Origin of the sequence: Streptomyces sedi, from assembly GCF_006335015.1 — a bacterium.
In the GTDB taxonomy this organism is placed as follows: Bacteria; Actinomycetota; Actinomycetes; order Streptomycetales; family Streptomycetaceae; genus Streptomyces; species Streptomyces sedi.
Window position 1 is genome coordinate 1 of record NZ_VDGT01000039.1, and the last position, 13576, is coordinate 13576.

General features: G+C 72.1%; 12 protein-coding genes and 1 pseudogene. 4 read left to right on the forward strand and 9 right to left on the reverse strand.

What is annotated here, in order from left to right:
• The first annotated feature begins 263 nt into the window (after positions 1-263).
• Positions 264-1604, forward strand: coding sequence for a hypothetical protein (locus tag FH715_RS27750; RefSeq protein WP_139650237.1), 1341 nt, complete (start codon positions 264-266; stop codon positions 1602-1604).
• A 68-nt stretch (positions 1605-1672) separates the two neighbouring features.
• Here the strand turns inward: FH715_RS27750 and FH715_RS29250 are convergent, their stop codons facing one another.
• The gene (locus FH715_RS29250) at positions 1673-1981 is read right to left on the reverse strand and encodes a helix-turn-helix domain-containing protein (protein ID WP_246109031.1); all 309 of its coding nucleotides are present in this window, start codon (positions 1979-1981) and stop codon (positions 1673-1675) included.
• 145 nt (positions 1982-2126) lie between these two features.
• On the opposite strand from FH715_RS29250, the pseudogene FH715_RS29255 reads away from it, so the two are divergent.
• Positions 2127-2288: pseudogene (locus FH715_RS29255) on the forward strand (peptidase C39 family protein); the annotation flags it as partial.
• Positions 2289-2443: 155 nt separating this feature from the next.
• Here FH715_RS29255 and FH715_RS27765 read toward each other — a convergent pair.
• Entirely contained in the window at positions 2444-3547 is a 1104-nt protein-coding gene (locus FH715_RS27765; protein WP_139650239.1) for an FAD-dependent monooxygenase, read from the reverse strand.
• A 198-nt stretch (positions 3548-3745) separates the two neighbouring features.
• Here FH715_RS27765 and FH715_RS27770 point away from each other — a divergent pair, with 198 nt between their 5' ends.
• Entirely contained in the window at positions 3746-4471 is a 726-nt protein-coding gene (locus FH715_RS27770) for a TetR/AcrR family transcriptional regulator (protein ID WP_139650241.1), read from the forward strand.
• 104 nt (positions 4472-4575) lie between these two features.
• Here FH715_RS27770 and FH715_RS27775 read toward each other — a convergent pair whose 3' ends face one another.
• Entirely contained in the window at positions 4576-5307 is a 732-nt protein-coding gene (locus tag FH715_RS27775) for a vWA domain-containing protein (protein ID WP_139650243.1), read from the reverse strand.
• A 118-nt stretch (positions 5308-5425) separates the two neighbouring features.
• On the opposite strand from FH715_RS27775, the gene FH715_RS28450 reads away from it, so the two are divergent.
• A complete protein-coding gene (locus FH715_RS28450) occupies positions 5426-7324 on the forward strand; it encodes a serine/threonine-protein kinase (protein WP_170184854.1) in 1899 nt (632 codons plus the stop codon).
• Positions 7325-7392: 68 nt separating this feature from the next.
• Here FH715_RS28450 and FH715_RS27785 read toward each other — a convergent pair whose 3' ends face one another.
• From FH715_RS27785 to FH715_RS27810, 6 genes are all read right to left on the reverse strand, one after another.
• Entirely contained in the window at positions 7393-7830 is a 438-nt protein-coding gene (locus tag FH715_RS27785; protein ID WP_139650245.1) for a hypothetical protein, read from the reverse strand.
• An 83-nt stretch (positions 7831-7913) separates the two neighbouring features.
• Positions 7914-8255 (reverse strand): hypothetical protein, encoded by a 342-nt coding sequence (locus tag FH715_RS27790; protein WP_139650246.1) that lies wholly within the window; start codon positions 8253-8255, stop codon positions 7914-7916.
• 93 nt (positions 8256-8348) lie between these two features.
• A complete protein-coding gene (locus FH715_RS27795) occupies positions 8349-10658 on the reverse strand; it encodes a lantibiotic dehydratase (RefSeq protein WP_139650248.1) in 2310 nt (769 codons plus the stop codon).
• On the reverse strand, positions 10651-10920 hold the full coding sequence (locus FH715_RS27800; protein ID WP_139650250.1) for a phosphopantetheine-binding protein: 270 nt from the start codon (positions 10918-10920) through the stop codon (positions 10651-10653). The genes FH715_RS27795 and FH715_RS27800 overlap by 8 nt, the downstream gene beginning before the upstream one ends.
• Positions 10917-11894, reverse strand: coding sequence for a threonine ammonia-lyase (locus FH715_RS27805; protein ID WP_139650253.1), 978 nt, complete (start codon positions 11892-11894; stop codon positions 10917-10919). The genes FH715_RS27800 and FH715_RS27805 overlap by 4 nt, the downstream gene beginning before the upstream one ends.
• Entirely contained in the window at positions 11891-13402 is a 1512-nt protein-coding gene (locus FH715_RS27810; protein ID WP_139650255.1) for an amino acid adenylation domain-containing protein, read from the reverse strand. The genes FH715_RS27805 and FH715_RS27810 overlap by 4 nt, the downstream gene beginning before the upstream one ends.
• Positions 13403-13576: the final 174 nt, after the last annotated feature.

The following is a 13576-nucleotide window of genomic DNA, read 5'->3' on the forward strand; positions in this document are numbered from 1 at the left end:
AAACGCCTGGCCGTCCGCTGGGAACGCCGACTCGACCTGCACAACGCCCTCGTCTCCCTCGCCAGCGGCCTCATCTGCTGGCGACGCCTGAAACACCGCACACCATGATCGTGTTACGAGCTCTTAGGTTCCAGACACCAATCTCGTGCAGCGGGCGGCTCCGGTCCGTCCGACTGCCTCAGCTGTCGAGCCCATCAATCTTCAACTGGCCGTACTCACATGTAGGCAGTCCCCAGGCCACCGGAACGAAGGAGGCCTCCAGCATGGCCACCCACGAAGCACCAGCGCCGGAACCCGTCGAGGAACCCGAACCGGAGAGCACTGCGAGCAATGACGACTCATCCGGCGCCGAGAGCACCGCCGGCGGGCTGTCGGTCTCCGAACTGCTCGACGCGGCTGTCACCCCCATCAATTCTTCAGCCGGTCTTCAGGATGCGTCGGCATTGGCGCTCGTCAACATCGGCACGGCTGCTCGACTTCGGGAAGCCCTGGCACCGGCGCTCGCACTCACTGACACGGCCGCTCAGCTTCGGCAGGCCCTGGCACCGACGCTGGCACAATCCAACGAGGCGCTTCAGCGAATCGGTGAGAGCATCGCCGACACTCTCGATGTTCGCAGCTCCTTCGAGCACATTCTTTCCAATCTCCTCGCCGAACAACGCGCAATCATCATGCGTGCCGCAGCCCCCACTCTCCAGCTCGATCTGTCCGCCGTTACCCCAGTGCTCACCTCCAATCTGAGCGTCATTTTCGGTACGCAGGACGCCTTCCGCAGCCTGACCCACATCAACGACATTCTCATGCACCACACCGAACATGTCAGCAGCCAGTCGTTGCGCGCCCTGGCTGACCTCTCCCAACACCAAGTCAACCTTGCTGGTTGGGCTGCGACAACAACTCGACATCTCCTGACAGGTCCAAGCGAACTATCCCTCCGCTCCTGGCGCGAAGTTGTCACAACCATCGACAGCGAGCTGAACGAAACCACCCTCCATGTCGCCACAGCATCCGGACACGCCGTTCTTGGTCTCGTGGGCGCCGACCTCCTGACATCCGATGACCGCCAAGGCCCCACCCTTGAGACGATCGAGCGTGTCGAACACGAAGCGCTCGCTCCTCACGACAGGGCACGCCTAGACACAGCGGCGCAGCTCAGATCCGTGCTTGGTCGCTTTGACTCCACCGCGCCCCTCTTCATCAACGAGGCATGGAACGACCTTCACGCCGGATCTCCGCTGTCAGCCGAAAAGGTGGCCTATGACGTCACCGAGCTGATCGATAGGACCATCCGAGCAGCAGCACCTGACGAAGAAATGGAGCCATGGCTCCCGACCTCCGGCGTCCCGGAAAGTCAGTGGCGTAGTGACCGTGGAAACCTAACCCGAGCCATGCGACTTCGATACATTGCAACTACCTACGGGGGTGATTTCAGAATGTCCCTCAACCTCCACACAGCCTTGCTCGTGATCATCGACCGGGTAACCGGCAAGGGGCAGGGACTCAAGCACAACTCCGTCGGGGATCGTGCTACCGCTCACTCGTTGATCGCCTCAACGGAGGCCATCTTCTTGACTCTCTTCTCCGGACTTATCTCAGACCTGTAATAGCACTGGTCCTCCTCGTTTAAAAGACGGGGAGGCCGGCCTCATCGACTGGACACGGTCATCGCCAACTAGTGGCGGTCTCGGTTATGTGCCGGTAGAAGACGGTGCTCGTGCAGCCACCGCTCGATCTCGTCTGGGCGGAAGCGCAGTTGCTGCCCGACGCGATAGCTCGGTATCTTCTCGCGTGCGTGGTTTTGGTAGACCCACGACGTGGGTTTGTCGAGGAACTCCGCGAGGTCCTTGACTGTCCATAGGGTATTACTCAATTCGTGATCTCCCGGGCAGGTAGCCTTTTCCTCGAACAGACTAAGGGAATCAAGCAGCCACCCCAAACAGGCGAGAAGGGGTTCGTACCCGGGCCGTTCGGCATCCAGCACCGATCCAGCACGACGGGTGCCAACGGATCGGAAAGGACAGCAAGGGAAGTCAGCACGAAGTCAGCACGGCATGGAGGTGGCGGCTCAACTCCCCTCGCGACGCAGCGCCTTGACCAGCACATTTGCGGGCGAGGGGAGTTGATGTTATCGCCGCTCCGAGCAGTTCGAGAACATCTGGCTGAGGACGCAGCGCTACGACCAGAACGGCGACGTCAAGGGCGGTACGGGCGGGGTGTGTTACCTCTACTTCCCGGCCAACCCCACCGGCCGCCAGCACCGGGCCCTCAGGCGGCTGGGCGTGCGCTGAGGCCCCACGAGGGGGACGCGGCCGGCTCCCACCGGCCCGCGCGCGGCGCCGGTGAACCGTCCGGCACGCGAGGGGAGCCGGCCGTGTCCCCGACCGGGCGGACCACGGTGATCAGAGCGCGTGGCAGGGGCATCGCTGGGCGAGCCTTTCGGGTCTCAGGGGGTCCAGGTGTACGCGGGGGTGACCGAGCGTGCGAAGAACGCGCTGGGCAGGCGGGGGAGCGCCGCGTCGCGTAGCGCGGTCAGCGGTGGCCAGGCCCAGTGCGCGGGCGCGCCGACCTGGCGGGAGCGGTGGGCGATCAGCTGGGTGCGCGGTCGGCGGACGCGGTCATACTCCGACAGCCCCGCGCCGACGCCGAGGGCGTCCACGGTGGCGGCGAGGGTGACGGCGTCTTCGAGGGCCTGGCAGGCGCCCTGCCCGAGGTTGGGGGTCATGGCGTGGGCGGCGTCGCCGAGGAGTGCGACCTTGCCGGCGAAGTAGGCGCGCAGTTTCGGCAGTTCGTAGGTGTCGTGTTGCCGCACCGCGTCCGCGCGCGCCGAGTCCAGCAGGGCGGGGATCGGGTCGTGCCAGCCCGCGAAGCGTGCGCGGAGCCGCTCCAGACCGGTGCGGGAGTTGAGGGGGGCGTTGGCCATCAGATAGCAGTAGACGTTCCCGTCGGGCATGGGCACGTGCCCGAACCGTTGCCCTCTGCCCCAGGTCTCCACGCTTCCGTCGACGGGGTGCGGGGGCGCGATGAACCGCCAGGTCGTGTATCCCACGTAGCGCGGTCCTGGGATGTCGGGCCAGAGGGACCGCCGTGTCACGCTGTGCACGCCGTCCGCTCCCACGACGAGGTCCGCGTCGGTGGTGCCACCGCTGTGCCGGACCGTTCCCTCGGGCCGCACGACGTGTACGTTCGTGCCGGGCCGCAGCGCCTCCGCGGGCAGCTCCGCGCGCAGCAGGTCGACCAGGGCGGCGCGGTGCACGGTCACCCACTGGCCGAATCGGCGTTTCAGATCGTCGACATCGTTGCGGATCAACCAGTTCCCGTTCGCGCCGCGGATGCCCGCGAGGGGGTCGCCCAGCCCGCCGGATCGCAGCGCGTCGCCCAGGCCGAGCTGGTCAAGCGCGCGCAGGCCGTTGGGCTGGATCGACAGGCCGGCGCCGATCTCGGTGAACTCCGGGGCGCGTTCGAGGACTTCCACCCGCCAACCGCGCCGGTGGAAGGCGAGGGCCGTTGCCAGCCCGCCGATCCCCCCGCCCACGATGGTCACCTTCATCGCCGGCTCCCGCGCGTGCGCCGCAGATGCGCGTTCCGGGAGAACCGCCACCACACGGCCGCGGTCAGCGGCACGATCGCGAGGGAGATCCAGCACCAGCGTTCCATCGACACTCCTTAATGACTCTAAGTTTTCTAGAGCCATTAAGGAAGCATAGATGATCTAGGATGTCAACGGAGCGAACGAGGAGGGGTGCTGATGGCCGCGAACACGGGCGGTAGGCGGGCGAGGCTGCGCCAGGCCACGCTGGCGGAGATCCACGGGGCCGTTCGCACCCTGCTGGTCGAGCGGGGAGCCGCGGCGGTGACCATCAACGCGGTGGCCCGCCAGGTGGGCATGAGCGGCCCGGCGCTTTACCACTACTACGCCAGTCACGACGAGCTGGTCGGCGCGGTGACCGCCGACTTCTTCCGCGAACTGGCCGCCGCCATGGAAGAGGCCCGCGACGCCCACGCCGACGCCCCGGCCGGCTCGCGCATCCTGGCGGCCTGTCGCGCCATGCGTGCCTGGGCCATCGCCCACCCGGCCGAGTTCGGTTGGGTCTTCGCCAGTCCGATCAGCCCACTCAACCGGCAGTCGGACTCGCCCCGTCACCAGGCGGGGCAGCGCTTCGAGCAGGTCCTGCTCGACCTGACGGTCGAGCTGTGGCAGACCCGGCCGTTCCCGGTGCCCGACCTGGCCGACCTGCCCGCATCGCTGCGCGAGCAGCTGACCGCCTACTCCGCGAGCATCGAGGGACGGCTGCCGCCAGGGGCCGCACATGTCTTTCTGACCTGCTGGACCCGCCTGTACGGCCTGCTGTGCATGGAGGTCCTGCACCAACTCGACTTCGCCTACACCGATGTGGAACCCGTCTTCGAGGAGTGCCTCAGCGGCATCGCCGACGTCCTCGCACTCGACCGCGCTGACCGGCCGACCGCGTGACCTCCGCACGGCCCCGTTGACGCGGCCCGGGGCGGCGCGGGCCGGCGCGGCGTCCGGGGCCGCGGCCCACCCCCGATCCCCAAGGGGGCGTCAACGACCCCTTGTCAACGGACGATGCCGGCCGCCCGGGCGGCCGTGAGCCAGTCGGGGAACTCGGCCATCAGCTGGTCGTAGAGCGCGCGGTCGGAGAACGCCCGGGGGTCGTCGCCGGCCGGGAAGAAGCCGGCGTTGTCCACGACGCGCTTGGCTGGCACCGGCAGATCGTCCAACTTCCGCAGAAACGCGAAGTGTTGGTCGTCCGGGTCGCCGAAGCCCACGAACTGCCAGAAGATCGGCAGCCGGGACGCCTCGCAGAGCAGCTGCTCGGCGGCGCGGCGCGAGGACGGGCCGCCGTCCGTCTGGAAGATGACGAACGCCGGGTCCCCGCCGCCCGAGGCGGCGTGGTGGTCGATCACGGCGCGCATGGCCAGGTGGTAGTTGGTGCGACCCATGTGTCCCAGGGAGTCGTGCAGCGCGGCGATCCGGCCCCGGTAGGCGTCGAGCGACAGCTCGGCGACGCCGTCGACATCGGTGGAGAAGAAGACCACGGGCACCACCCCGTCGTCGTCCAGATGCGCCGACAACGCGAGCGTCTGCTCGGCGAGATGCTGGACCGTGCCGTCCCGGTAGTAGCGGCGCATCGAACCCGAACGGTCCAACACCAGGTAGACGGCGGCCCGTTGACCGCCGAGCCCGAGCTTCTCCAACGAGACCCGCGCCGACTCGTAGGCGCCGGTCAACGCCTCGCCCGCCGTGGCCCGCACCTTCTCCAGACTGATCGCCGCGGTCCCCACCATGGCCCCACCCCTCTCGACTTGCCGGGACGCTACCACCGGGCGGACCCCGGCATGGCAGGATCGGGGAGACACAGGGAAGGCACGACATCGGGTCCGTGGGGGACACGGGGGGATCGCGGTGCAGGAGTTGACGCCGGGCGACCCGCCGGTCGTGGGCGACTACCGGCTGCTGGCGCGGCTGGGCGCGGGCGGCATGGGGCGGGTCTATCTGGGACGGGCCGCGGGCGGCCGGCTGGTGGCGGTGAAGCTGGTCCACCCGGGGCTGGCCGACGAGCCGGACTTCCGCCGCCGGTTCGCCCGCGAGGTGACGGCGGCCCAACGGGTCGGCGGCCGTTGGACGGCGCCGGTACTCGGCGCGGACACCGCGTCGCCCCAGCCGTGGGTGGCGACGGGCTTCGTGCCGGGTCCCACGCTGCGCGACGTGGTGGACTCGCTGCACGGCCCGCTGCCGCCGAGCGCCCTCTGGCCGCTGGTCTGGGGGCTGAGCGAGGCGCTGCGCGGCATCCACGCGGCGGGGCTGATCCACCGCGACCTGAAACCGTCGAACGTGATGGTGACGCTCGACGGCCCGAAGGTGATCGACTTCGGCGTGGCCAAGGCGGCCGACGCCTCGGTGGCCACGCGCACCGGCTCGGTGATCGGCTCCCCGGGGTTCATGGCGCCCGAGCAGGTGCGCGCGGACCCGCTGACCCCCGCCGCCGACCTGTTCGGCCTGGGCGCGGTGCTGGTGCACGCGGCGACCGGGACGGCGCCGTTCTCGGGCGGCGGGGTCCCCGCGCATGTGGTGCTCTACCGGGTGCTGCACGAGCAGCCCGAACTCGGCGCGATGGACGGCCCGTTGCGGGAGCTGGCGGCACGCTGCCTGGCCCGGGACCCGGCGGCCAGGCCCACCGTGGACGAGGTCAGCCGGCTGGCGGCGGCGCACGCCGACGCCACCCCGGCATCCGGCAGCTGGCTGCCGGGCGGGCTGGCCGCCCGGCTGGGCCGGGAGGCGGCCCGGCTGCTCGAACTGGAGAGCGCGACGCCGACCGCCCGGCCCGCGCCCCCGCCTCCCCCGGCCGCGCCGCCTCCGGCCCCGCCCGCGGCGGCCCGCCGCGGGCGCCGGGCCGCGCTGGTGGCCGCGGCCGTCGCGGCGGTGGCCGGGCTGGTGGCGGTCGCGGTGACGCTGTGGCCGGACGACCGGAACGAGCAGGCGTTCGGCGGCCCCACCACGCCGCCCTCGGGACCGCCGGACGAGGGCGGCGACGCGGCCGGCGGCGAGCCGTCGCTGCACGACCGGCTCCCCGCCGACATCCGGGAGTCCGGGCGGATCGAGGTGGCCACCGCCGGCGCCCGCCCGCCGCTCTCCTACCCGGAGGACGAGACCAACGGCGTGGACCGCGAACTCGCCGCCGCGCTGGGCGAGTTGCTCGAAGTCGAACTGGACTTCCAGTATGTCGACTTCCTGCAGGTCGCCTCGGCGGTGAAGTCCGGTCAGGTGGACCTCGCCTTCGACCAGGCGGACACCGGGCTGACCCGGTCGTACGACGTCGACGTGGTGGGCTACTACCAGGCGGGCAACGTGCTCCTGGTGAACGACTCCTCAGCGAACACCGCCGGGCTGCCGGAGATGTGCGGCGGCACCGTGACGACCTTGCCCGCCGACGTGCTGGTCGAGCTGGTCGAGGACGCCGTCGACGACTGCGGGACGGGCATCCAGGTCGAGCCCATCCCCGACGAGGAGGCCATGGTCGAGGCGGTCAGGAACGGGGACGCCGACGGCGCGCTGCTCAGCCAGGTCTCCGCCGTCCACCTCACCGGAGAGGGAGGGGCGGCCGAGGATCTGCGGGCGGCGGGGGAGCCGATCGACGTCCTCCCCTACGGCGTCGCCGTGGACGGCGACAAGGGGGAGTTGCGGGACGTCGTTCAGGAGGCGCTCCAGACCCTGATGGACGACGGACGCTACGCGGAGATCCTGCGGCGGCACGGGCTGTCGGAGTGCGCGCTGACCGAGGCGGAGGTCAACCCGGCCGGATGAGCCCGGCGGGGCGCCGACGTGGGGGCGCCGCGTCGGCGCCCCTGAACCGGACGCGGCCCGCGACCCGTTCAGGGGCTCGGGGTCGGGCCCTCCGGCAGCCCGTAGCAGGCGATGCCGAAGTCGATCAGCCCGTTGAGCCAGGCGTCCCGGTCGCCCTCCTGGGCCACGGCCAGCAGTTCGGCGCCGGCCTCCCTGAACTCCGCGTCGTCCGCGCCCCGCGCCCAGCCGTCGATCCGCTCGGCGTGGACGTCCCGGTCGTCGGTGGCCTCGGCCAGCTCCTGCATCCGCTCCGTGTAGTAGTCGCACGCCTCCCGCTTGGGGTCCGCGTCGTCGTCGCGGGTCGCCAGGACCAGCACGGCGACGACCACCGCCCCGAGGGCGCAGGACAGCACGACGAGCCACCAACGGCGCCACGGGGGAGCGGCGTCGGCGGGCCCGGCGGGTTCACCTGGCCCACCGGGCGGCGTGGGCGGAACGGGCGGGTGGGGCGGAGTCGGCCGGGACATCGGCCCATGCTAGCGGGGGAGTTGACGGGCGGCTTCGCCCACGAACGGTGCGCGGACCGACCCCGGACGGCGGCGTGGACCGTTCAGTCACGGGCGGCCCGTGGCCTGGCGGCCGACCAGGTCACGAGCGCGCCGCCGGCGCCGTACACCAGCAGCAGCGTGCCGCCGACGGCGTCGCTCTGCCGCTCGGCTGACTGCACGCGCCGCTGCTGCTCGTAGGTGCGGCTTCCCGTCCCGATGGACCCCTTCAGCACGGCGCACTCGGTGTCACCGGGGCGCATGGGGCCGGGGTGCTCCTCGCCCTCGCGCACGTTCTCCCCGGGGCACACGACCTCGTCCGGGGCCGTCAGCGCGTCGGCGAGGTGTACCACGCCGAAGAACGCCGGCACGAGGAAGAACGCGAGGAGCAGGGCGCGGTGGCGCACGGGACCTCCGGGGGTCGGACCGGACCCCGGGCGGCGTCGGCCCGCCCGGATGGCCGGCTCACCCTACCCCCGGACGCTCGGGAACGGCCGCGGTCAGCGCGGGGCGAGGGCGTCCTGGTCGACGGTGACGAAGCGGAGTTCGGCGGTGTAGTGGTGGTGTTGGTCGTCGGTGAGCCAGGTGTGGTGGGGGGTGGGGAGCATTTCGGTGAGGGTGAGGTGGTGGTGGGGTTGGTCGCGGGCGAGGCGGCGGATGGCTTTGGCGAGGATGGTGCAGTAGATGGGGCTGTGGAAGTCGATGTAGAAGGGGCGGGGTTCGGTGGGGGAGAGGGCGAAGGCGTAGCGGGGGAGGCCGAGTTGGGTGGCCCAGTGGCGGGTGGTGGCGAAGCGGTGGGCTTCGTTCTTCTCGTGGGCGAAGTGGAGGGTGGTGGGGTCGAGGCGCCAGGTCTCGCGGGCGATGATCATGCGGTCGACGGTGATCCGGGGGGAGTGCGGCGCCTCCGGCAGCGGCCGGAAGGAGTCCATCACCAGCATCGTCAACACGTGTGAGAACACGTCGAGTACGGGGAAGGTGGCTCCGTCGGGGAGGACGGCGGTGAGGCGTCCCTCGCGGTCCTGGACGAGGACGTCGCCGCTGAGGACGGTGCGGGGGCGGGCCGGGTCGCCGGTGTGCTCGACCAGTGCGACCAGGTAGTCCCGTGGCCTTACCAGTGCGTAGCGGGTGCGCACCGAGAGTCGCGCGGCGTGTTCCTTGGGGAGCAGGGGCATCAGGCGGGGTGCGGGGAAGTCGCGGTCGGTCTCGGCCAACAGCTCGTCGGGGTCCGGGTGTTGGTTGACGAAGAGCGAGGCGCCCAACGAGTTGGTCGCCAGGTGGAGTTCGCCGAGGACCAGTTCGAACTCGCCCCGGTTGACGGCCTCCTCGCTCTCCGCGACGACCAGCACGTCGGGGCTGGCGTAGCGCGCGTTCGGCCATCCAGGGCCGCCGGGCGGCTGCGGGAAGGCCGCCGTGGCCGCCGACTCCACCTCCGGCAGCGAACGGACCACCCGCCGTTCGTTCTCCTCGGGCCGCAGCAGCGCCGCCCAGCGGCGCTGGAACTCGGTGCCCAGCGCCCGCGCGTCCTCGGCGGCCGGACCGTGCACGGTCGCCATGCAGGCGAGCCAGAAGGCGCCCAGCGGCACGGGGCCCTCGGCGGCCAGCTTCTCGTACACGGGCCGCAGCCGTTCCTCGACCCGTGCGGCGAGCGTGCCGGTCAGCCAGGCGGCGCTCGCCAGCAGCGGGCGCAGCGGCGCCAGGGCCGCGGCCATCCCCGGGCCCAGCTCGACCGTGGCGGAGCGGCGGCTGTCGGAGTAGAGCAGCGAACGGCAGGGTGCCGTCCTGGCGCCCTTGGCGCGCCGCGCCTCCGTCCTGGTCAACGCGGTGAACCGCTCCTCCAGCGCCTCCATCGCCGCCGACAGCGCGTCCGGGTCCCGCCCGGCGTCGGCGATCGCCTCCCGCCGCCGCTCCAACGACTCCAGCGCCTCCAGGCCGAAGCGACGCCCCTCCGGGTCCTCCACCGACTCCAGCCAGGCGCGCAGCGCGCGCTCCGGGTGGGCGTCGGCGGGAACGATCAGCCGCTGCCGCACCCAGCGGCGTTCCACCAGCCGGGCCAGCACCGCCGGCACGTCGATCTCCGGGCCGGCCGCCCGTTGGATCGCCGGCACCGGGCGCACCCCGTCGCACAGCATCAGGACGGTGTACTCCTCCGGCGTGATCGGGGTGGGTGGTCGGGCGGGGGTGTGGTGGTGGGTGGTGGTGGTGTGGTGGTGGGGGGTGCGGTGGGGTGGTGTCCAGGGGTGGAGTTGGTGGTGGGTGGTGAGGGTGGTGGCCAGGGTGTCGATGGCCCAGCTGGAGTAGTAGTGGTGGGTGGTGGTGGTGAGGTGTTGTCCGGGGTGGGTGGTCAGGTGTGGTTGGTGGGGGTGGGTGTTCCAGTGGCCCCAGCCGACGGGGCCGAAGAAGCCGATGGTGTCGTTTTTGGTGGTGAGGCGTTGCCAGTAGTGGGCGAGGAGTTCTTCGCGTTGGCGGTTCATGCTGCTGCGGTTGGTGGTGGTGGGTTGCCAGTTGTGGAAGGAGGGGAGTGCGGTGGTAAGGAGGGTGCGGTTTTGCCAGGCGATGGCGGCTTTGAGGGTGGGTTGGGTGGCTAGGTGTTGGAGGTGTTGGGTGGTGGTGAGGGTGGTTTGGTTGTAGGTGTGTTCGTAGGTTTTCCAGTCGGGTGTGTCGCGTGGGTGGGGGGTGAGGTGGTCGGCTGTGGTGGCTAGGTGGGTGTGGGCGAGTGGGTGGATCTCGTGGATGGGGAAGCCCGCGCCCCGCAACGCGAACCGACCCCACAACCGCCAGCGAGGACCCAGCGGCCCCACCTGGTCAGCCACGGGCTTCCCCGGCACCCGGCAGGGTCTCCTCCGCCACCACGGCGGCCAGCTCCGCCGGCGTCGGCGCGCTGAAGACCAGCGCCACCGGCACCTCGACGCCCAGCGCCTCGCCGAGCCCCGCGGTGATCCGCAGCGCGCTCAACGAGTCGCCGCCCTCCTCGAAGAAGTCGCTCTCGGCGGTGAGCCCGTCGTTCCCCAGCGCCTCCCGGAAGAGGTCAACGACCAGTTCGGACAGGGTGGTCGGGGTCTCGGCAGTGGTCATGTCGCTTCCTTTACCTGGGTGGGCCGCGGCCCGCTTTCCTGTTCCGGGGCGCCCGCGCGGCGCGCGGGCGGGGTGAGGGGGCGTGCCGGCGCGTTGCCCCCCGAGACGACGGCGACCGACCCGGCGGGCGCACCGGCCGCCAGCGCGCCGGCCAGCGCGACCGCGCCGCTCGGCTCGGCGGCGACGCCACGCTCGCGCAGCAGCCGCAGCGCCTCGACGATCTCCTCGTCGGTGACGCCGACGAGTGCGTCGACCCGCCGCCCGACGAGCGGCAGCGGCACCCGGCCGGGCCGCTGGGCGCGCAGCCCGTCGGCGACGGTGCGCGACGGCGGCAGCTCCACCGGCCGCCCGGCGGCCAGCGAGTGGAAGTAGCGGCGGGCGTCACGCGGTTCGACGCCCACGATCCGCACCCGCCGCCCGGTGGCCAGGGCGGCCAGGCAGGCGCCGGCGAGCAGCCCGCCGCCGCCGGTCGGCAGGTAGAGCGTGTGCGCCCCCGGCGCGTCCTCGAAGACCTCAAGGGCCACCGTTCCCTGGCCGGCCACCACCAGCGCGTGGTCGGATGACGGCAGCAGGAAGGCGCGGGTGCGTTCGGCCAACGCGCGGGCGTGCCGGTCCCGTTCGGCGACCCCGCCGGCCACCCTGACGACGGTGGCGCCCCTGGCCCTGACCGCGCGCTCCTTGGTCTCCTCGGCGCCGGCCGCCATCACCACCGTCACGCCGGCGCCCAGCGCGCCGCCGAGCGCGGCGACCGCCAGCCCGTGGTTGCCCGACGAGCCGGCGACCACCCGCCCCGGGCGCCGGGCGAGCAGCGCGTTGGCGGCGCCACGCGTCTTGAACGAGCCGCCGTGCTGGAGGTGTTCGGCTTTCAGCAGCAGTCCGGGAAAGCCGTCCAACGGCAGCAGCGGGGTGCGCCGCACCCGGCCCGCCAGCCGTTCCGCCGCCGCCCACACCTCCGAGGGCGCCGGCCCGTTCACCGGCCGGCCCCGGCCGCCAGCGCCGCCCGGTCCACCTTGCCGCCGCGGGTCCTCGGCAGCGCGTCGACCCGCACGAAGCGCCGGGGCATCATGTGCGGCGGGAGCGTGCGCCCCAGGTGGGCGCGGAGCGCCGCGTCGGTGACCTCGGGGAGCCGCGCGCCCACGACATGGGCCAGCAGGAAGACCCGGCCGCGCGCGTCGTGGGAGGCGGTCACCGCCGCGCCCGCCACCGTCGGGTGGGTGAGCAACGCGGCCTCGATCTCGGCGGGTTCGACCCGGTGGCCACGGATCTTGATCTGCCGGTCCGTGCGGCCCAGATACTCCAGCACGCCGCCCGGTCCGCGCCGCGCCAGGTCGCCCGTGCGGTAGAGCCGGGCGCCGGGACCGGCGGAGAACGGGTCGGGGACGAAGCGTTCCGCCGTCAGCGCCGGCAGCGCGCGGTAGCCGCGCGCGACGCCGACACCGCCGATGTACACCTCGCCCACCGCGCCCTCGGGCACCTCGGCGCCCTCGTCGTCCAGCAGCAGCACCCGCGCCCCGGCGATGGGGGTGCCCACCGGGTCGGCCGTCGTGTCCGGCTCCCGCGGCACCTCGAACCGGGTGGTGGTCATCGTGCACTCGGTGGGCCCGTACTGGTTGACCAGTCGCCCACTGGTCAACGACCGCCCGCCGGAACCCAGGTGGGGGCGGAGCGACTCACCACTGCTGACCACCAGCCGCAACGAGGCCAATCGGTCGGCGGCGCCCGGGTGTTGGGCCAGATGGGTAAGGAACGAGGGGGTGGCGCTCAGCACCGAGTCGATGCCGAACGCGCGCACCGTGTCCACGAACGGTTCCGCCCGCAGCAGCGTCGCGCGCGGAACGACCACCAGCCGCCCGCCGGCGACCAGCGGGGTGAGGGTGTCCCGGATCGACGCGTCGTAGCCCAGCGGCGCCAGCTGGAGCGTGACGCTGTCCTCGCCGAGCCGGAAGGCGTCGGCCGAGTCCCTGAGGTAGGAGGTCAGCGACCGGTGTTCGACCAGTACCGCGTGCGGGGTGCCGGTGGAGCCCGAGGTGTGGCTGACATAGGCCAACGTGTCCGGTGACGGCGACGGCGGCCACCCGGCGTCCGCCGTGGCGGCGCCCTCGTCGCCCTCCAGCAGCACCGGGACGCCGGACAGCGGCGGGGCGAGCCGCTCGGCCAGCGCCGCCGTGGTCAGCACACGGGTCGCGCCCGCGCTGGTGGCCAGCGCCGCGAGCCGGGGCGCCGGCGCCTCCACGTCCAGGGTGAGGAACGCGCCGCCGGCGGCGGTCACCGCGACCATCGCCACCACGGCTTCGGCCCCGTGCGGCAGCGCCACCGCGCACACCGTCTCGGGCCCGACGCCGCGCGCCCGCAGCCGCCGGGCCAACGCCCCCGCGCGCGACGCCAGTTCGCCGTAGTCGAGGGTGCCACCCGGGGTGACGACCGCCGGGGCCCTCGGGCGTTCGACGGCGTGGCGCCGGATCGCCTCGTCGTAGGAACGCATCAGCTGTCCCCGTCCCCGTGCGCGGCCCCGGGGCTCTCCACCCGGGTCTGGTCGACGGTGACGAAGCGGAGTTCGGCGGTGTAGTGGTGGTGTTGGTCGTCGGTGAGCCAGGTGTGGTGGGGGGTGGGGAGCATTTCGGTGAGGGTGAGGTGGTGGTGGGGTTGGTCGCGGGCG

Bases quoted from the DNA above. Each gene is read 5' to 3' on its own strand.
- FH715_RS27750 (WP_139650237.1), top strand. From the start codon at position 264: ATGGCCACCCACGAAGCACCAGCGCCGGAACCCGTCGAGGAACCCGAA.
- FH715_RS27765 (WP_139650239.1), bottom strand. From the start codon at position 3,547: ATGAAGGTGACCATCGTGGGCGGGGGGATCGGCGGGCTGGCAACGGCC.
- FH715_RS27770 (WP_139650241.1), top strand. From the start codon at position 3,746: ATGGCCGCGAACACGGGCGGTAGGCGGGCGAGGCTGCGCCAGGCCACG.
- FH715_RS27775 (WP_139650243.1), bottom strand. From the start codon at position 5,307: ATGGTGGGGACCGCGGCGATCAGTCTGGAGAAGGTGCGGGCCACGGCG.
- FH715_RS27785 (WP_139650245.1), bottom strand. From the start codon at position 7,830: ATGTCCCGGCCGACTCCGCCCCACCCGCCCGTTCCGCCCACGCCGCCC.
- FH715_RS27800 (WP_139650250.1), bottom strand. From the start codon at position 10,920: ATGACCACTGCCGAGACCCCGACCACCCTGTCCGAACTGGTCGTTGAC.
- FH715_RS27810 (WP_139650255.1), bottom strand. From the start codon at position 13,402: ATGCGTTCCTACGACGAGGCGATCCGGCGCCACGCCGTCGAACGCCCG.